The following is an 18105-nucleotide window of genomic DNA, read 5'->3' on the forward strand; positions in this document are numbered from 1 at the left end:
CCTGTCGTGCTTCGCGCGTTTCAAAACGATTCCACGCGGCAAGACAAGCCCGATGCGCTCAAAACCGCATGGCGCCCCGCCCATGCGCCGCCTCGAAGTCCGGGCGTGGTCCGATCGGCACGATGCGATTGGGGTTAATCGAGTCGTGGCTGTAGTGATAGTGACGCGTGATATGTTCCATATGCACCGTCTCGCGCACTCCCGGCCATTGATACAGCTCGCGCGTATAGGCCCACAGGTTCGGATACTCGATCAGCTTGGCCCGGTTGCACTTGAAATGCCCGTGATAGACCGAATCGAACCGCACCAGCGTCGTGAACAGCCGCCAGTCCGCCTCGGTGATCCGCTCACCCATCAGGTAACGGTTCCCGGCAAGGCGCTTCTCCAGCCAGTCCAGCGTGTCGAAAAGCGGCACGACCGCCGCGTCATAGGCCGCCTGCGTGGTGGCGAACCCGGCCTTGTAGACCCCGTTGTTCACCGTGTCATAGATGCGCGCGTTCACCGCCTCGATCTCCCGGCGCATCTCCTCGGGCCAATAATCGTCGGTGTTGCCGGTAATCGCATCGAAGGCCGAATTGAACATCCGAATGATCTCGGCGCTTTCGTTCGACACGATTGTCTCGCGCTGGGCGTCCCACAGGATCGGCACCGTCACCCGGCCCGTCACGTCGGGATCAGCCTTGGTATAGATGTCCCGCGCATACGCCAGTTCATAAAGCCTGTCGCCGGTCGCACCGTCGAAACCGCTGTCGAAACTCCAGCCATCCTCAAGCATGTCGGGATGCACAACCGACACGCCGATATGATCCTCCAGCCCCTTTAACGCGCGAAAGATCAGCGTCCGGTGCGCCCATGGACAGGCATATGAGACATAAAGGTGATAGCGCCCGCTTTCGGCGGCAAACCCGCCCTCACCACTCGGTCCCGCGCTGCCATCGGGCGTGATCCAGTTGCGAAATCCCGACGTGCTGCGCTTGAACGCTCCGCCGGTCTCGCTGGTGTCGTACCACCCCGTCTGCCACTCGCCATGCACAAGCTGGCCCATTGCGCGCCTCCGTCACTCTCTTTTTCGTGATCTATGTCTGAAAGCCCCCGGTCCCAACTCCGCCCCAACGCGCAGCACGTCGTGCATCCGCGCACATGTCGCAAAGCGCCGCCCCTGCGGCGGATTGGGAATTGCGCGCCCCTCGGCCGTTGCCTATACCAACCCCTGACGAAGCCCGATCAAGGGCCGGAAAGGTGTGCTGTTCAGGGGGCCGACCCAAACCGGGGGCCGATTGCAGCGTCGTCAGGCCCGGTGCATGCCACCGGTCCGCTTTCGGCATTCGGGCCAGGCTGAACCACCACGGGGGACCGACATGCGCATCTTCACCACTCTTCTCGCCACCCTTCTGGCCTCTGCCGCGCAGGCCCATCCCGGCCACCTGGCCGAGGTCGCAGGCCACGGTCACTGGCTCGGCGCCGCCGCCATCGGCGCGGCCATCGCCATCGGGCTGTGGAAAGCGGCGCAGGACAAGAAGGCCAGCCGTGAAGAGGCGCCCGAGGACGAGGGCGAAGAGGCCGAAGGCGACCTGCAGGAGGCATGAAGACAATGTCGAAAATCGGTGTGATGATCTGCGGCCACGGCTCCCGCTCCCAGGCGGCGGTCGATGAATTCGCCGTGCTGGCCGAGAAACTGCCCGCCCACTTCCCGCAGGAGTGGGAGGTAGAATACGGCTATCTCGAATTCGCCAACCCGGTGATCCGCGTCGGCCTCGACAAGCTGCGTGACAAGGGCTGCGATCGCATCCTCGCGGTGCCCGGCATGCTCTTTGCCGCCATGCACACCAAGAACGATATTCCCACCGTTCTGAACACCTACGCCACCCAGCACGGGATCGACGTCACCTACGGCCGCGAACTGGGGGTCGATCCGAAAATGATCGCCGCCGCCGGTGCCCGCATTCAGGCAGCCGTGGACCAGGCAAACGCCGAACAGGGCGAGGTTCCGATTGAGGAAACCTGCCTCGTCGTCATCGGCCGCGGCGCTTCCGACCCAGATGCCAACGGCAACGTCGCCAAGATCGCCCGCCTCCTGCAAGAGGGGATGGGCTTCGGCTGGCTCGAAGTGGGCTATTCCGGCGTCACTTTCCCGCTGGTCGAGCCTTGCCTGCAACACGCCGCCAAACTGGGCTACAAGCGTATTGTCGTTTTTCCCTATTTCCTCTTCACCGGCATCCTGATCGACCGCATCTACGGATTTACTGATCAGGTCGCGGCCGCGCATCCCGGCATCCAGTTCGTCAAGGCGGGCTACCTGGGCGACCACCCCAAGGTGATCGAAACCTTCGCCGAGCGCGTCACCGAACAGCTCAGCCAGACCCCACCGCCCAACTGCGGCACCTGCGCCTACCGGACCCAGGTCCTGGCTCTGGAAAACGGCGAAACCCGCGAAATCACCGCCGAGGAACGCGCCTCGCATCCGGCCTTCGCCGATGTGCCGCCGCCCACCTGCGTGATGTGCAAATACCGCACCCAGGTGCTGGGCTTCGAGGCCGAGGTCGGCGCCGTGCAGGAAAGCCATCACCACCATGTCGAAGGCCAGGGCGCCAATGCCCCGGGCTCCAACGTTGCCGACTGCAAACTCTGCGATACGTTCTGCACCGGCGAATGCCGCCTCGACATGGATCATCACCACCACGATCATGATCACCACCATGACCACGATCATGGCCACGATCATGGCCATCAACACGGGCATGATCACGGCCACCACCACGCCCACGATCATGACCATCACCACCACCCGGTCTACCCGCATGCCAAACATCCGCACGGCCCCGAAAGCGCGCGTCGGCACAAGCACTGATCCGAACTTCATCTGACCCCAAATACCTCGGGTGTCCGGGGGCGGCGCCCCCGGTCCTGCCCGCGAAACCCAGGACCACGCCGCCTTGCGCCCCTACGAGAAAAACCCAAGCCGCATTTACGAGATGAGCTTCGCCACCGTCCGCCGCGAAGCCCGGCTCGACCGTTTTCCGCCGGGGCTGCAATCGCTGGCGATCCGCCTTATCCACGCCTGCGGCATGGTCGAGGTCGCCGATCGCCTGGCCTTCTCGCCGCTCGCGTTCGAGGCTGGCCATACCGCCCTGCAATCGGGCGCGCCCATCCTGTGCGATTGCGAAATGGTCGCCGCCGGCATCATCCGCCGCTACCTGCCTGCCGAAAACCCGGTGATCTGCACGCTCAACGATGCAAAGACCCCGGCCCTGGCCGCCGGCATCGGCAACACCCGCTCGGCCGCCGCGGTCGAGCTCTGGGCCGATCGCCTCGACGGCGCGGTCGTGGCCATCGGCAACGCGCCCACCGCGCTGTTTCACCTCCTCGAACTTCTCGACGAGGGCGCGCCGAAACCTGCGGTGATCCTCGGCTTCCCCGTAGGGTTCGTCGGCGCAGCCGAATCCAAGGCCGAACTGGCCGCCAACCCGCGCGGCTGCGATTTCGTGGCGCTCAGAGGCCGGCGCGGCGGCTCTGCCATCGCCTCGGCCGCTGTCAACGCGCTGGCCGCCGGCCTGCCCGAGGAAGCCCGCAATGACTGATCCATGGCTGCATATCGTCGGCATCGGCGAAGACGGCCTTGACGGGCTTACGCCTGCCACCCGCGCCGTGGTCGAAGCCGCCGAGATCATCATCGGCGGTGACCGCCACCATACGCTCTCCGACAGCATCACCGCCCAGCGCGTCGCCTGGCCCTCGCCCTTCGATGCGCTGATCGACACGCTGAAATCCTACAAGGGCAAGCGTGTCGTCGTGCTCGCCACCGGCGATCCGCTGTGGTTCTCGGTCGGCGCCCGCATCGGGCGCAGCATCGACCCCGCGGAAATCATCTTTCATCCGCAGCTCTCCGCGTTTCAGCTCGCCTCGGCCCGCATGGGCTGGTCGATGGCCGATCTGGAAACGCTCACCGTGCATGGCCGCCCGGTCGAGCAGATGATCGCCTTCATCCAGCCCGACGCGCGGCTTCTGATCCTGACCACCGGCGCCGAGACGCCGGCGCAGATCGCCCGCTTCCTGACCGAACGGGGCTTCGGCAAATCGCGCATGACCGTACTGGCCAGCATGGGCGGCGCCGACGAACAACGCTTCGACGGCATTGCCGAAAACTGGTCACACACCGTGCCCGCCTTCAACACGCTCGCCGTCGAATGCATCGCGGCCCCCGATGCGGCGCTCCTGCCCCGCGTGCCCGGCCTGCCCGACGACATGTTCCGCTCCGACGGCACCATGACCAAGCAGGAGGTCCGCGCCGCAACGCTTTCCAAGCTCATGCCGATGCGCGGGGCGCTTCTATGGGATATCGGCTGCGGCTGCGGCTCGGTCGCCATCGAATGGATGCGCAGCGCCCGCTATGCCCGCGCCATCGGCATCGAACCGCGCCCCGATCGTCGCGACATGGCCGCAGCCAACGCGCTGGCGCTTGGCACGCCCCGGCTGCACCTGCTCGACGGCCGCGTGCCCGAGGCTCTCACCGGCCTTGAAGCCCCAGATGCCATCTTCATCGGCGGCGGGCTGAGTATCGAAACCTTCGAGGCCGCCTGGGCCGCCCTGCGCCCACTCGGCCGGCTCGTCGCCAACGCGGTCACGCTCGAATCCGAAGCCGTGTTGCTCCAGCTGCACAAGAAACATGGCGGCCAGCTGGTGAAACTCTCGGTCGCGCGGGCCGAACCCGTCGGGCCCCGCACCGGCTGGCGCCCGCTCATGCCGGTCACGCAATGGAGCCTGGTGAAACGATGAGTACTCCAGGCACCCTTTACGGCGTCGGCCTCGGCCCCGGCGATCCCGATCTGATGACGCTCAAGGCCGCCCGCCTCATCGCCGCCTGCCCGGTGGTGGCCTACCCGGCCCTGCCCGGCACCGAAAGCTTTGCGCGCTCCATCGCCGCCGCCCACATTGCCGACGGCACGCATGAAATCGTCATGGAAATCCCCATGACCCGCGACCGCGCTCCGGCCCAGGCCGCCTATGACCTTGGCGCCCAGAGGATCGCCGAGGCGCTCGATCTCGGCCAGGACGTCGCACTTCTGTGCGAAGGCGATCCGTTCTTCTACGGCTCCTTCATGTACCTGCACGCGCGGCTCTCGGATCGCTACACGGTCGAGGTCGTCCCCGGCGTCTCCTCGGTCATGGCCGCCGCCTCGCGCATCGGCCTGCCGCTCTCGGCCCGCAACGAGGTCCTGACCATCCTGCCCGCGCCCCTGCCTGACGACGCGCTGCGCGCACGTATCTCGCAATCGGACAGCTTCGCCATCATGAAGCTCGGCCGCCACATGCCCCGCATCCACGCGCTGCTTGAGGGCATGGGGCTCACCGCCCAAGCCCACTATATCGAACGCGCCACGCTGGCCGACGAACGCGCCATGCCGCTCGCCGACGCCCCCGCCAACGCCCCCTATTTCTCCATGATCCTCGTCACGAAAGGCGCCGACCCATGGCTGTGACACCCGTCATTCTCTGCCTCAACCGCGCGGGCGAACCGCTCGCCCACCGCCTCGCCGCCTTTCTCGGTGCCCCCGTGCATGGCCGCGAAAACCGCGTGTTAAAGGCCGATGCCTTCTTCCCCAACGCGCTCGACCACGCCCGCGATCTCTTTTCCGCCGGCACGCCCATCATCGGCGTCTGCGCCTCCGGCATCCTCATCCGCGCCGTGGCGCCGATGCTGGCCGACAAGACCTCTGAGCCGCCGGTGCTTTCGGTCTCCGATGACGGCGCGGTCGTCGTGCCGCTGCTGGGCGGCCATCGCGGCGCCAACCGGCTGGCCGCGCGCATTGCCGCCGAGATCGGCGCCACCCCCGCTGTCACCACCGCGGGCGACATCGCCATGGGCGCCGCGCTCGATGAGCCGCCAGCTGGGTACCGCCTCGCCAATCCCGGCGATGCCAAGCCGGTGATGTCCGCACTGCTCAACGGCGCGGGCCTCAAGATCACCGGCGACAACATCTTCGGCCTCGATGAAACCGGCACCGATGTCGAGCTCCTGGTCAGCGAGGCGCCCGCGCAAGGGGGCGACGAACGGCTCGTCTATCATCCACAGCGCTACGCCCTCGGCCTCGGCTGCGCCCGCAATGCCGACCCGGACGAGATGTGGCAGCTCGTCACCCACACGCTGGCGCAGAACAACATCGCGCCCGGGGCCATCGCCTGTGTCGCCTCGCTCGATCTCAAGGCCGATGAACCCGCGATGAACGACGTGGCCCGTCGCCTGGGCGTGCCGTTCCGCGTCTTCACGGCCGCCGAACTGGACGCGCAGACACCCCATCTCGCCAACCCCTCGGACGTTGTTTTTGCCGAAGTCGGCACCCATGGCGTCAGCGAGGCCGCGGCGCTGGCCATCGGCGGCACTCTGCATGTGGCGAAACGGAAAACCGCCAATTGCACCTGCGCGCTCACCCGCGCGGATGAGCCGATGACGCAGCTTGCCGGACGCTCCCGAGGCCGCCTCTCGGTCGTCGGCATCGGCCCCGGCCAGCCCTCCTGGCGCACGCCCGAGGTCTCGCGCCTCGTGGCGCAGGCCGAGGAACTGGTGGGCTACGGCCTCTATATCGACCTTCTGGGCCCGCTCGCCGCCGGCAAGAAACGCTCGGACTTCCCGCTGGGCGGGGAAGAAGCACGCTGCCGCTACGCGCTGGAACAGGCAGCCCTTGGCAAAAACGTCGCGCTGGTCTGCTCGGGCGATGCGGGTATCTACGCGATGGGCGCGCTCGTCTTCGAACTCCTGGATCGCGGCCCGGACGAGCACGGCGTCTCCGACGCCGCCCGACGGGTCGAGGTGGTCTGCTCGCCCGGCGTGTCGGCCCTGCAAGGCGCTGCCGCCCGCGCCGGTGCGCCGCTGGGCCATGATTTCTGCACCATTTCGCTCAGTGACCTGCTCACCCCGCGCGAGGATATCCTCCGCCGCCTGCATGCTGCGGCCGAGGGCGATTTCGTCATCGCCTTCTACAACCCGGTCTCGAAGACCCGCCGCACGCTTTTGGCCGAGGCGCGCGACATCCTTCTGCAACATCGCCCCGCCGACACGCCGGTCATGCTCGCCTCCAACCTCGGCCGGCCCGAGGAACAGGTACGCTATCGCCGCCTCGAAGATTTGCAGGTGGATGAAGTTGACATGCTGACCGTGGTACTGGTCGGCTCATCGAACTCGCGCCTTGCCCGGCTGGGCGAAGGCCCGCGCATGTTCACGCCGCGCGGTTATGCCCGCAAGATCGACGGCGATCTTGCCCGGCCCGCAAACCCGGGGGCGCTGCCCCCGGACCCCCGGAGTATTTCCGGCAAGATGAAGAAAGGGAGCTGAACCATGACCGTCTATTTCATCGGCGCCGGTCCGGGCGATCCCGAACTGCTGACATTGAAGGCCCAGCGCATCATCTCGGAATGCACGGTCTGCCTTTATGCCGGCTCACTGGTTCCGCCCGAAGTCGTCGCCTGCGCCCCCGAAGGTGCGCGGGTGTTGGACACCGCGCCGATGACGCTTGACGACACCCATGCCGAAATCGTCAGGGCGCATGAAAAGGGACAGGACGTGGCCCGGGTGCATTCCGGCGACCCCTCGCTTTACGGTGCCATCGCCGAGCAGATCCGGCGATTGAAGGCGGATGGTATCGACTACCAGATCGTGCCCGGCGTGCCGGCCTATGCCGCCGCTGCCGCCACCATCGGGCAGGAACTGACCATCCCCGAGATCGCGCAGTCGATCGTGCTCACCCGCATGTCGATGCAATCCACCTCGATGCCGGCGGGCGAAACGCTGGAGAATTTCGGCCGCACCGGCGCGACACTGGCCATCCACTTGGCCGTGCGCAACATGCGCGAGATCGAGCGCCAGCTGGTCCCGCATTACGGGCCCGACTGCCCGGTGGTGGTGGCCTATCGCGTCGGCTGGCCCGACCAGCAGATCATTCGCGGCACGCTTTCGGACATCCGCAAATCCGTCCGCGCGGCCAAGATCACCCGCACCGCGCTGATCCTCGTCGGTCCGGCCCTGGCCGAATCGCATGATTTCTCGGATTCGGCACTTTACGACCCGGCAAAACCCCATGTGCTTCGCCCCGTGGCAGGTGTCGACTTGGTCGAAGACCACAATACGTAGAGTACCGCGCCGGAAACGGTCTGTTTCATCAAAGCTTTACTTGACTGTTAACCATTTCGCTCCAGACTTGACCCAAGACCAATGGGGATGGGCTGATGACGGATTTTCTGACGGATGAGTTGCGCGAGGGTCTCGCGCAGGCGCGGAAACTGGCGGCAAGGAAGAACGCCCGCCTGCGGGTGCAGGTGGGCGAGGACACCTATCCGGTGCTGCGCGTCTGGAAAGACGGTTTCGCGCTCGATGCCGAGGACGCGCCGCACATGCGCGGCCTCGTCGACATCTACGATGGCAGCCGCCATACCGCGCAATGCCTGGTCATCGCGTCCGAGGAAGAGAACGGCGAAATGCGCTATGAGTACAAGCGCTCCACCCAGGCGCATGACAGCGCCCCGCTCGATTTCGCCCGCGAAGACGACGCACCGATCGGCCTGATCGAACACCAGTAGCCGCGGCGCGGGGCCCCTTACTGGAGATCGCCAAAGGCTTTCTGCATACGCTCGACCGCCTGCTCGACCAGGCTACGCGGCGTGGCCAGGTTGAACCGCAGGAAATTTTCGCCGCCGGTGCCAAAGGTCGGCCCGTGGTTCGGTGCGATCCGCGCGTTTTTCTGAACGCGCTCGGTAAACTCCTCGCGCGCCATGCCGGTGCCTTCGAAATCCACCCAGGCCAGGTAGGTCGCCTCGAGGTTCATCGACTGCAGCCCCGGGATCGCGTTGATGCCGGCATCGAAGACCTTGCGGTTGCCATCAAGATAGTCGCAGAGCGCATCCACCCATGCCGCACCTTCCGGGCTATAGGCGGCTTCGGCCATGAACAGGCCGAAGGAGTTCGGTGACAGCCCCAGCCCCATCATCCGCGCGCCGAACTCGGCCCGCAGCTTTTCATCGGCGATGATCACGTTGCCCGAATGGCTGCCGGCGATGTTGAAGGTCTTGGTCGTCGCGCTCATCATCACCAGCCGGTCGGCGATCCCGTCGATCGTCGCCATCGGGATATGCGTGTGGCCCGGCATCACCAGGTCATGGTGGATCTCGTCGCTGACCAGGATCAGGTCATGCTTGCGCGCAAACTCCGCAACCTGCTCCAGCTCGGCCTTGCTCCATACGCGCCCGCCGGGGTTATGCGGGCTGCACAGGATGACCATCTTTTCGCTGCCATCCAGGATCGCGTCGTAGCTGTCGAAATCCATCTCATAGCGCCCGTCGCGGATGACCATCGGGCATTCCACCACGCGGCGGTTGTTGGCGTTAATGACCTTGGCGAAGGCATGATACACCGGCGTGAACAGCACCACGCCGTCGCCGGGATCGGTCCAGGTGTCCACGCACATCGCTGTGCCGTTCACCAATCCATGCGTGGTGAAAATCCATTCCGGCTCGATCTGCCAGCCGTGGCGCGTTTTCATCCACCACTGGATCGCCGCGCGATAGGACGCATCATCGCCATAATAGCCATAAATCCCGTGGTCCAGCATGCCCTGCAGCGCATTCTGGATGCATTCCGGCGGGCGAAAATCCATATCCGCCACCCACATGGCGATGCCATCCTCGGCGGGAACCCCATAGAGTTTTTCCATCATGTCCCATTTCACAGAATGGGTGCCGTGGCGGTCGATGATCTCGTCGAAATTCACTTGGGCCTCCTTGAACGCGCTGCGGGGAAGAGTAATCTCAACACGCGCCGGGAAACAACGGCATCCCGCGCGCAGACTTCTTTTCCGATACTTTCCTTCCGAATGGAAGGAAATTCATTTATTAACGATGTTTTTGGAACAAATTACCAATATTCAAAAATTTCGGGAACTTTTTCCCCCACGGCGCCGACGCGGCGCATAACTTGCGGCAACAAGGTTCCGGCCCCGCAGGGCCGGCGCCCCACCGCAACATTGCAGAACCGGCCCGCATCGCCTAAATCAGCCCCATGAAACGGCCCATTCTCATCCACCCCGATCCGCGCCTGAAAAAGGTCTGCGATCCCGTGACCGATCTCAGCGACGATTTGCGCGCGCTGGCCGACGACATGCTTGAAACCATGTATGACGCGCCCGGTATCGGGCTGGCGGCACCGCAGGTCGGCGTGCTGCAACGGCTGATCGTGCTCGACTGCGTCAAGGAAGAGGGCGAAAAACCCCGCCCCATCGTCATGTTCAACCCCGAGGTCGTGGCCGCGTCAGACGAGATGAACACCTATGAAGAGGGCTGCCTGTCAATCCCCGAGCAATATGCCGATGTCACCCGCCCGGCCGAGGTGACGGTGAAATGGATCGACCGCGACGGCAACGAACAGAGCGAGGATTTCGGCGGCCTCTGGGCCACCTGTGTCCAGCACGAGATCGACCACCTGAACGGAAAGCTCTTCATCGACTATCTCGGCGCAATGAAACGCCAGATGATCACCCGCAAGATGCAGAAGCTCAAGCGCGAGAAGGCGCGCGCCTGACCGCATGGCCATCCTGCCGATCCTCAAATGGCCAGACCCGCGCCTCTCGCAGCATTGCGAACATGTCGGGCACGAAGATCTCCGCCCGCTTATCCGCGACATGTTCGACACCATGTACGATGCGCAGGGCCGCGGCCTCGCCGCGCCGCAGGTGGGCGTGATGAAGCGGCTCTTCGTCTATGACGTGACCTGGAAAGAGGGCGAGAAGACCCCGATGGCGATGATCGACCCGGTCGTCATGGCCTGTGAGCGCGTGCCCGTGGTGATGGAGGAAATGTGCCTCTCGGTGCCCGGCGTGCCGGTGCCGGTCGAGCGCCACACCGCCGTCACCATGCAGTGGACGGACGAGACCGGCGATATACACATGGGCGATTTCGACGGGGCCGAGGCCCGCGTGATCCAGCACGAGTTCGACCACCTGAACGGTAAGCTGCATTTCGACAACATCGCACCCGATCTGCGCGCCGCGCTGGAAACCCCTTACCTGAAGGCGCTCGCATGACCGTCCGCCCCTGCATCCCCTGGCCCGACAAGCGCCTGCGCACCCCCGCCGCGCCCGTGGACCAGATCACCGACGAGATCCGCGCCACCTGGGACGACATGATCGACACGATGGAGGCGATGCCCGGCGTCGGCCTCGCCGCGCCGCAGATCGGCGTCATGCTGCGCCTGGCCGTCGTCGATGCCTCGCGCGAACGCGGTCAGCCCATTCGCATGGCCAACCCCGAGATCATCGACGCCTCCGCCGTCATGCGCGAGCATGACGAGGCCAGCCCCAACCTGCCCGGCGTCTCGGCCAGGCTCAAACGCCCCCGCGGCGTCACCGTGCGCTTTCTCAACGAACACGGCCAGTGGGACCGGCGCGACCTGGTCGGCCTCTGGGCCACCTCCGTCCAGCACCAGATCGACCATCTGAACGGCAGGATGTATTTCGATAATCTCTCGAAACTCAAACGCGACATGCTGATCAAGCGGGCGCGCAAATTGAAATGACGGGACAGGCGGGCTAAACCCCGCCCTACGCCAACCGGCACAGTAGGCCGGGCTTCAGCCCGGCACCCCCGAAGGACACCCGCCATGCGCATCATCTTCATGGGCAGCCCCGAGTTTTCCGTCCCCGTGCTCGACGCGCTGGCCGATGCCAGCCACGACATCGCCGCGGTCTACTGCCAGCCGCCCCGCCCCGCCGGGCGCGGCAAGAAGGACCGCCCGACCCCTGTGCAGGCCCGCGCGGAAGAGCTCGGCCTGCCCGTGCGACATCCCACCTCGCTCAGGTCGCCCGAGGAACAGCAGGCCTTCGCCGCGCTCCATGCCGACGTCGCCGTCGTCGTCGCCTATGGCCTCATCCTGCCCAAACCCATTCTCGATGCGCCGGCGCAGGGCTGCCTCAACATCCATGCCTCGCTCTTGCCGCGCTGGCGCGGCGCCGCGCCCATCCACCGCGCGATCATGGCGGGCGATACCGAAACCGGCATCTGCATCATGCAGATGGAGGAAGGGCTCGACACTGGCCCGGTGCTTTTGCGCCGCGCCACGCCCATCGGCGCCACGGAAACCACCGCCCAGTTGCACGACCGCCTCTCGCAGATGGGCGCCGCGCTCATCACCGAGGCGCTGGACCGCCTCGATCAGCTCACCCCCGAACCCCAGCCCGAAGAGGGCGTCACCTATGCCGCCAAGATCGACAAGGCCGAGGCCCGCGTTGACTGGACCCGCCCGGCGGCCGAGATCGACCGCCAGATCCGCGGCCTCTCGCCCTTCCCCGGCGCCTGGTGCGCGCTTGACGGCCAGCGCCTGAAACTGCTCGCCTCGCGCCTCGCCCCCGGCAGCGGCCAGCCCGGCGCGGTGCTCGACGATGCGCTCACCATCGCCTGCGGCGACGGTGCGGTACAGATCACACGCTTGCAAAAGGCAGGCAGCAAGGCGCAGGATGCAGGTGAGTTCCTGCGCGGCAATCCCCTGCCGCCCGGCACCCAACTAGACTAGGGAGGAACGTCATGTTCCCCACCATCATGGGCACCGTGGTGATCGCCGGCATCATCGGCTACGCCTCCGAGAAATCGGGCTTCACCCGCAATGGCTATGTTCAATCCATCATCATCTGCGTGGGCGGCGCGTTTCTCTTCTATTTCGTGCGGCTGATGTTCGGCATCGGCTTCGGCAGCCCGGGGCTCAACGCCATCGTCTCGTCCATCGGCGCGCTTGTCATCGTGCCCACCCATTACCGCAAACGCTAGCAAAGGAGGCCGCCATGGCCGTCATCTGGCTCATCATCATCGGCGCCGCCGCGGGCTTCATCGCCACGCGGCTGATGAACCTCGAAACAAACATGATCACCACCATCTCCATCGGCATCGGTGGCGCGCTCATCGGCGGCCTGATCCTGCGCATCCTCCTGGGTCTCATGGGCATGGCCGCCGGTTTCGTCGGCGCCATCCTCGGTGCGCTTCTGCTGATCTGGCTGTGGGAAACCTACGGGCCGAAGAAATAGCGCGCGGCCGTCACTCCCTGGGCGCGCGCGCCTTGTAGACCGGCAGGCGCCAGCCCAGCCCGACCGACCCGGCGCGCAGCGCCAGCGTAAGCCCCGCGCAAACCACCAGCGCCGCCGCCGCGCCCATCCCCGCAGCGGACACCGCGACCGCGCCGCAGGCCCCGGCAAACGCGGCACTGGCATAAAGCTCACCCTGCTTCAGCACCAGCGGCACCTCGTTGCAGACCACGTCACGCATCAGCCCGCCCAGGCATCCCGTCACCATCCCCATGATGATCACCACCGGCGCGCTCTGGCCCATGTCCAGCGCCAGGCTCACGCCCGCGGGCACCGCCACGGCCAGCGCGAACGCATCGAACCATGTCAGCCAGCGATAGCGGCTTTCCATCCGGTGCGCGGTGAAAAAGACCACCACTGCCGCCGCGCAGGCGATCGCGATATAGGTCGGCTCGGCCACCCAGAAGACCGGATTGCGGTCCAGCAGCAGGTCACGCACCGTGCCACCCCCCACCGCCGTCAGGCAGGCGACAAAGGCAAAGCCCACGATATCCAGCTGCGCCCGGCTCGCTGCCAATGCGCCGGTCAACGCAAAGACCAGCACCGCGGCGAAATCCAGAACGGCGACAGCACTCATTGCCCGTTGGCCTTGTAGGGGGCCATCCCCGCGCGCGCCAATTCATCGGCGCGCTCGTTCTCGGGATGGCCGGCATGGCCCTTGATCCATTCCCAGGTCACGTCATGGCGCGCCCGTGCCTCATCCAGCCGCTGCCATAGCTCGACGTTCTTCACCGGCTTCTTGTTCGAGGTTTTCCAGCCATTACGCTTCCAGCCGTGAATCCACCCGGTCACGCCGTTCTTCACATAGGCCGAGTCGGTCACAACGGTGATCGTCGTGGGCCGCTCCAGCACCTCCAGCGCGTTGATCGCGGCCAGCAGTTCCATGCGATTGTTGGTGGTCTCGGGCTCGCCCCCCTTCAACTCGCGCTCTTTCACCACGCGCTCGCCCTCCATCGCGCGCAACAGCACGCCCCAGCCCCCGGGCCCCGGATTGCCCGAACAGGCTCCGTCGGTATAGGCGAAAAGCTCAGCCATCAGGCATCAGTTCCACATATCCCGGCAGCGCCGCGATCCGCTCGATCCAGGCGCGCAATCCCGGATACCGCTCCATGTCGAAGCCCCCGCGCTCTCCGGCGGTGTGGGTGTAGGCATAAAGTGCGATATCGGCCAGATCGGGCCGCGCGCCACCGAAATAGGGGGCCTCGCCCAATCCCTCTTCCATGATCTGCAAAATCGCGTGCCCGGCGTCCAGCAGTTCGGCCATATGCGCCTCCGTCGCTTCTTGCGCCAGGTGCGGATAACAGCGCAGCGATGCGCGTACCGCGACCACCGGTTCATGCCGGTTCTGCTCGAAGAACATCCAGCCCAGCATCCGCGCCTGCGCCAGCGGGTCCTGCGGGATCCAGCCGCTCCCCTGCGCCAGATACCACAGGATCGCGTTCGATTCGGTCAGGATTTCCCCGTCCCCCAGGTGCAGCGCCGGCGCCTTGCCCTGCGGCAACTGGCCCTTGGCCTTCGCCGCCGCGATCTCTGCCGATTGCGTCTCGACCGGCACATGGGTGTAGTCCCGCCCCAAAAGCGCCAGCAGAAGGCGCACCTTGTAGCTGTTGCCGGAAGACGGCATCGAATAGAGAACCAGATCACTCATGCGGTTGGGCTTTCTGCAATGGCTAATACGATGATGTGCCGCGACGGGCTGCCATCCAGACCGGTGCCCGTCCCGAAATGCCGGGACACCACCTCGAACCCGGCGGCGTTCAACAGACCCACCAGTTCCTCCTCGCCGTAATAGGCATAGAACCGGCCGATCTTGTCGGGCCCCTCGCCCTCGCCCATCTTCAGGCCGACATGCAGCGCCATCCCCGGCTTGCCCGCGCGCCGGATACGCGCCAGCACGTCCGGCATCTCGGATTTGGGCAGGTGCAGCAGGCTGAAATTGGCCCAGACGCCATCATAGGCGCCCTCGGCGCCCAGCTCGTCGAACCGCGCCTGCCAGGCGGTCACGCCCGGTCGCCGCGCCGCCCTCCCCACCATCTCGGCCGAAGCATCCGTGGCATCCGCCTCGAACCCCCACTCGGCCAGTTTCTCGGCGTAGAACCCCGGCCCGCACCCCAGGTCGAGCACCCGAGCGCCCACGGGCAGCCGTCCTGCAAAGGCCTCGAGGTCTTTCAGCTCATAAAGCTTCGCATTGGCCTTCTCGTAATCCTCGGCGCGCTCGTCATAGACCGCGATCGTGCGTTCATCGCTCATGCCACCATCACTCCCAACATCAGACAGGCGATCACTACCGCCGTCAACGGCACGCGCAACGCCATCCACCATTCCGGTGTCAGCCCCGCGCGCCAGTAAAGCCAGTCCAGCCCCAGAAGCCCGGCAAACCCGGCGATCAGCGCCAGGCCCGCGCCGTAGGGCCCGCCTCCCGTCATGAAAAACGCCCACAGCGCCGGGATCACCGACAGCCCGTACCATTTGATCTCTCCCGCCTCGGCGCGCGTGGCAAAGCCCCACAACACGCCGGACATGAAGGACAGGATCACCATGCCATAGAACAGCTGCACATAGGGCCCCACCATTCGCTGGCCCAGCGCCTCACGCGCCGCATCGCCCAACTCGGGCATCAGCGTCGTGCCAGCGCCCCAGATGAACGGCAACAGGCCCGCCAGGCCCAGCCACAGCGCTGCACGCGGTATGCCTGCCGCGCCCATCACACCCGCTCCAGCGCCAGACGGCCCGCCAGCGCGGCAAAGATCGCGGCAAAGCCGCAGTTGACCCAGGCCATCAGCCGCCCATTGCCCAGGATCAGCGCCCGCGCCTGCGCGGCAAACAGGCCGTAAAGAACGAAAATGCCGAAGGTCAGCGCCATGAAAACTGCCCCCATCGCCACCATCTCGCGCGTGGCCGTCGCCGGATCGCCGCTCAGGAACGGCGGCAGCAGCGCCAGGAAAAAGATCGACAGTTTCGGATTCAACGCGTTGATCAGCACCGCCCGCCACGCCACGCGCCAGCCCGGCTCGTCGCCCCGCTCGGCCCGCACGTTCAGCGCACCACCCGCTTTCAGCGCCTGCCAGGCCAGCCACAAGAGATAGGCGACGCCGGCGAACTTCACCACCTGGAAGAGCAGGGCCGAGGTATGCAGCACCGCCGCCAGCCCCAGCACCGCCGCTGCCATCGCCGGCAAAATCCCCAGCGTGCAGCCCCAGGCGGCCCACAGCGCCGCACGCGGCCCGCGGCCCAGCCCCATCGCCAGCGTGTAAATCACCCCCGTCCCGGGCACGAGGCAGACGACCACCGCCGTAAGCAGGAACTGAACCGACATTGCATAACCTCCCGGAACCGGATCACCGGCAACCTAGCGGCCCGGCCCGCCCGGCGAAAGAGGCGTTTGGGTGCTCATCACGCTTGGCCGTTCGCGCGCCGCGGCCCACCACGCCGCGAGCCGCGGGAAATCCCCCAGCATCGCCGCCCCCTGCGGCGCATCAGAAAAGGCCGCGATCATCGGGGCAAGGTGGCAATCGGCGCGGGTGAACCCACCGGCCAGCACAAGCCCCTCTTCGACCAGGCTGTCGAGCGCGCACAGAACACGCGGCGCCGAGGCCAGCCCCTCGGTGATGATGTCGCTGGAACAGGGCTCGCCCAGGGCCGGGCGATAAACCGCATGGGAATAGACCTGCCGCACCAGTGGCCAATAGCCATAGGCGTCGACGATCCCGATCACCTGCGCCACGCGCGCCGCGGGCCTGGCCCCTTCCGGCATCAGGGCGGGCCCGTCAAAGGCCCGGTCGATATAGTCCGTTATCGCCGCCGTTTCGTAGATCCGGAAGTCGCCGTGCCGCAGCACCGGCACGCGCCCAAACGGATGCGGCCCCTGCGCATCCGGCGCGAACGGGTCGTGCTCTTCATAGTCATGGGCGACGCCCTTTTCGGCCAGCGCGATCCGCACTACGCGGGTATAAACGCTTTGGCGAAACCCGGTCAGGATCGGGGCCGGGCCACTCATCCCGCCTGCCGAAGCACGCGGGGCACCTTGAACTCCACGTTTTCCTGCGCGGTCTCGACTTCCTCGATCGTCAGGTCGAACCGCTCTTTCAGCGCGTCGATCACCTCTTCGACCAGCAGTTCAGGGGCCGAGGCGCCGGCGGTCACGCCGATGCCCGTCACACCCTCAAGCGCGCGCCAGTCGATATCGCCCGCCCGCTGCACCAGCTGCGAATAGCTGCACCCCGCCCGGCTCGCCACTTCGACCAGGCGGCGCGAGTTCGATGAATTGGGCGCGCCCACCACCAGCATCGCCTGCGCATGGGCGGCAATCGCCTTCACCGCCTCCTGCCGGTTGGTGGTGGCGTAACAGATATCTTCCTTGTGCGGGCCGCGAATGGCCGGGAACCGTGCCTGCAACGCCGCCACGATATCAATCGTGTCATCCACGCTCAGCGTCGTCTGTGTGACAAAGGCCAGCTTTTCCGGATCGCGCACCGCGACCGTCGCCACATCCTCGACCGTTTCGACCAGCAGCACCTCGCCCTCCGGCAGCTGCCCCATCGTGCCGATGGTCTCGGGGTGGCCGGCATGGCCAATCATGATGATCTGCAGGCCCTGCGCTGAATGGCGCTCGGCCTCGATATGCACCTTGCTGACCAGCGGGCAGGTCGCATCAACGAACACCATCTGCCGCCGCGTCGCCTCCTCGGGCACCGATTTCGGCACACCATGGGCGGAAAAGATCACCGGCCGGTCATCCGGGCAGTCCGTCAGTTCCTCGACGAACACCGCGCCCTTTTCGCGAAGGTCGTCCACCACGTATTTGTTGTGCACGATCTCGTGGCGCACATATACCGGTGCGCCCCATTTCTCGATCGCCATTTCCACGATCTTGATCGCCCGGTCCACACCCGCGCAGAACCCGCGCGGCGCAGCCAGGTAAAGTGTCAGCGGTGGCTTGGTCATGTCGTCTCCTGTCGCAGGCAACAGCTATGCGCTTTGGCCGCCTGCGTCCAGA

At 65.9% G+C, this 18105-nt stretch carries 24 protein-coding genes; 14 read left to right on the forward strand and 10 right to left on the reverse strand.

Features of this window, described 5'->3' with window-relative positions:
• Positions 1-58: 58 nt before the first annotated feature.
• A complete protein-coding gene (locus E0501_RS16280; RefSeq protein WP_137702462.1) occupies positions 59-1045 on the reverse strand; it encodes a glutathione S-transferase family protein in 987 nt (328 codons plus the stop codon).
• 313 nt (positions 1046-1358) lie between these two features.
• On the opposite strand from E0501_RS16280, the gene E0501_RS16285 reads away from it, so the two are divergent.
• The 8 genes from E0501_RS16285 to E0501_RS16320 all read left to right on the forward strand — a co-directional run bounded on the left by E0501_RS16285 (position 1359) and on the right by E0501_RS16320 (position 8568).
• Positions 1359-1586 (forward strand): DUF6732 family protein, encoded by a 228-nt coding sequence (locus E0501_RS16285; RefSeq protein WP_137702463.1) that lies wholly within the window; start codon positions 1359-1361, stop codon positions 1584-1586.
• 5 nt (positions 1587-1591) lie between these two features.
• Entirely contained in the window at positions 1592-2848 is a 1257-nt protein-coding gene (locus E0501_RS16290; protein ID WP_137702464.1) for a sirohydrochlorin chelatase, read from the forward strand.
• An 85-nt stretch (positions 2849-2933) separates the two neighbouring features.
• Positions 2934-3578 (forward strand): precorrin-8X methylmutase, encoded by a 645-nt coding sequence (locus tag E0501_RS16295; RefSeq protein WP_137702860.1) that lies wholly within the window; start codon positions 2934-2936, stop codon positions 3576-3578.
• Entirely contained in the window at positions 3571-4773 is a 1203-nt protein-coding gene (cbiE, locus tag E0501_RS16300; protein ID WP_137702465.1) for a precorrin-6y C5,15-methyltransferase (decarboxylating) subunit CbiE, read from the forward strand. The genes E0501_RS16295 and cbiE overlap by 8 nt, the downstream gene beginning before the upstream one ends.
• A complete protein-coding gene (gene cobI, locus E0501_RS16305) occupies positions 4770-5477 on the forward strand; it encodes a precorrin-2 C(20)-methyltransferase (RefSeq protein ID WP_235857885.1) in 708 nt (235 codons plus the stop codon). Before cbiE ends, cobI begins: the two co-directional genes overlap by 4 nt.
• On the forward strand, positions 5468-7327 hold the full coding sequence (cobJ, locus tag E0501_RS16310) for a precorrin-3B C(17)-methyltransferase (RefSeq protein ID WP_137702467.1): 1860 nt from the start codon (positions 5468-5470) through the stop codon (positions 7325-7327). The genes cobI and cobJ overlap by 10 nt, the downstream gene beginning before the upstream one ends.
• 3 nt (positions 7328-7330) lie before the next feature.
• Complete coding sequence (cobM, locus tag E0501_RS16315; RefSeq protein WP_137702468.1) at positions 7331-8122, forward strand: precorrin-4 C(11)-methyltransferase; 792 nt, start codon at positions 7331-7333, stop codon at positions 8120-8122.
• 95 nt (positions 8123-8217) lie between these two features.
• Positions 8218-8568 (forward strand): hypothetical protein, encoded by a 351-nt coding sequence (locus E0501_RS16320; RefSeq protein WP_137702469.1) that lies wholly within the window; start codon positions 8218-8220, stop codon positions 8566-8568.
• A gap of 17 nt (positions 8569-8585) precedes the next feature.
• Here E0501_RS16320 and E0501_RS16325 read toward each other — a convergent pair whose 3' ends face one another.
• Positions 8586-9755: a MalY/PatB family protein gene (locus E0501_RS16325; RefSeq protein WP_137702470.1), complete on the reverse strand. Its 1170-nt coding sequence runs from the start codon at positions 9753-9755 to the stop codon at positions 8586-8588.
• Positions 9756-10042: 287 nt separating this feature from the next.
• Between E0501_RS16325 and def (E0501_RS16330) the strand changes: the two genes are divergently transcribed.
• The 6 genes from def (E0501_RS16330) to E0501_RS16355 all read left to right on the forward strand — a co-directional run bounded on the left by def (E0501_RS16330) (position 10043) and on the right by E0501_RS16355 (position 13052).
• Entirely contained in the window at positions 10043-10561 is a 519-nt protein-coding gene (gene def / locus E0501_RS16330; RefSeq protein ID WP_137702471.1) for a peptide deformylase, read from the forward strand.
• Between the two features lie 4 nt (positions 10562-10565).
• A complete protein-coding gene (gene def, locus E0501_RS16335) occupies positions 10566-11063 on the forward strand; it encodes a peptide deformylase (protein WP_137702472.1) in 498 nt (165 codons plus the stop codon).
• Positions 11060-11554, forward strand: a complete 495-nt coding sequence (gene def / locus E0501_RS16340; protein ID WP_137702473.1) for a peptide deformylase — start codon at positions 11060-11062, stop codon at positions 11552-11554. The genes def (E0501_RS16335) and def (E0501_RS16340) overlap by 4 nt, the downstream gene beginning before the upstream one ends.
• 84 nt (positions 11555-11638) lie before the next feature.
• Complete coding sequence (gene fmt, locus E0501_RS16345; protein ID WP_137702474.1) at positions 11639-12547, forward strand: methionyl-tRNA formyltransferase; 909 nt, start codon at positions 11639-11641, stop codon at positions 12545-12547.
• Between the two features lie 11 nt (positions 12548-12558).
• Positions 12559-12798, forward strand: a complete 240-nt coding sequence (locus E0501_RS16350) for a hypothetical protein (RefSeq protein WP_137702475.1) — start codon at positions 12559-12561, stop codon at positions 12796-12798.
• 14 nt (positions 12799-12812) lie between these two features.
• Entirely contained in the window at positions 12813-13052 is a 240-nt protein-coding gene (locus E0501_RS16355; RefSeq protein ID WP_137702476.1) for a GlsB/YeaQ/YmgE family stress response membrane protein, read from the forward strand.
• Between the two features lie 10 nt (positions 13053-13062).
• On the opposite strand, the gene E0501_RS16360 is transcribed toward E0501_RS16355, so the two are convergent.
• Genes E0501_RS16360 through ispH form a run of 8 tightly spaced genes read right to left on the reverse strand, consistent with a single transcriptional unit; the run spans position 13063 to position 18053 of the window.
• The gene (locus E0501_RS16360; protein ID WP_137702477.1) at positions 13063-13686 is read right to left on the reverse strand and encodes a trimeric intracellular cation channel family protein; all 624 of its coding nucleotides are present in this window, start codon (positions 13684-13686) and stop codon (positions 13063-13065) included.
• Positions 13683-14144 carry a ribonuclease HI gene (gene rnhA, locus E0501_RS16365; RefSeq protein WP_137702478.1) on the reverse strand — a complete coding sequence of 154 codons (462 nt, stop codon included), beginning with the start codon at positions 14142-14144 and terminating at the stop codon, positions 13683-13685. The genes E0501_RS16360 and rnhA overlap by 4 nt, the downstream gene beginning before the upstream one ends.
• Positions 14137-14757: a glutathione S-transferase family protein gene (locus tag E0501_RS16370; RefSeq protein ID WP_137702479.1), complete on the reverse strand. Its 621-nt coding sequence runs from the start codon at positions 14755-14757 to the stop codon at positions 14137-14139. Before E0501_RS16370 ends, rnhA begins: the two co-directional genes overlap by 8 nt.
• Positions 14754-15359 carry a class I SAM-dependent methyltransferase gene (locus tag E0501_RS16375; protein ID WP_137702480.1) on the reverse strand — a complete coding sequence of 202 codons (606 nt, stop codon included), beginning with the start codon at positions 15357-15359 and terminating at the stop codon, positions 14754-14756. Before E0501_RS16375 ends, E0501_RS16370 begins: the two co-directional genes overlap by 4 nt.
• Positions 15356-15814: a DUF3429 domain-containing protein gene (locus E0501_RS16380; RefSeq protein ID WP_137702481.1), complete on the reverse strand. Its 459-nt coding sequence runs from the start codon at positions 15812-15814 to the stop codon at positions 15356-15358. The genes E0501_RS16375 and E0501_RS16380 overlap by 4 nt, the downstream gene beginning before the upstream one ends.
• Positions 15814-16425, reverse strand: a complete 612-nt coding sequence (locus E0501_RS16385; RefSeq protein ID WP_137702482.1) for a LysE family translocator — start codon at positions 16423-16425, stop codon at positions 15814-15816. Before E0501_RS16385 ends, E0501_RS16380 begins: the two co-directional genes overlap by 1 nt.
• A 33-nt stretch (positions 16426-16458) precedes the next feature.
• Positions 16459-17106: a glutathione S-transferase family protein gene (locus E0501_RS16390; RefSeq protein WP_137702483.1), complete on the reverse strand. Its 648-nt coding sequence runs from the start codon at positions 17104-17106 to the stop codon at positions 16459-16461.
• A complete protein-coding gene (ispH, locus tag E0501_RS16395; RefSeq protein WP_137702484.1) occupies positions 17103-18053 on the reverse strand; it encodes a 4-hydroxy-3-methylbut-2-enyl diphosphate reductase in 951 nt (316 codons plus the stop codon). The genes E0501_RS16390 and ispH overlap by 4 nt, the downstream gene beginning before the upstream one ends.
• Between the last annotated feature and the right edge of the window lie 52 nt (positions 18054-18105).

The organism is Marimonas lutisalis (assembly GCF_005434965.1).
Taxonomy (GTDB): Bacteria; Pseudomonadota; Alphaproteobacteria; order Rhodobacterales; family Rhodobacteraceae; genus Marimonas_A; species Marimonas_A lutisalis.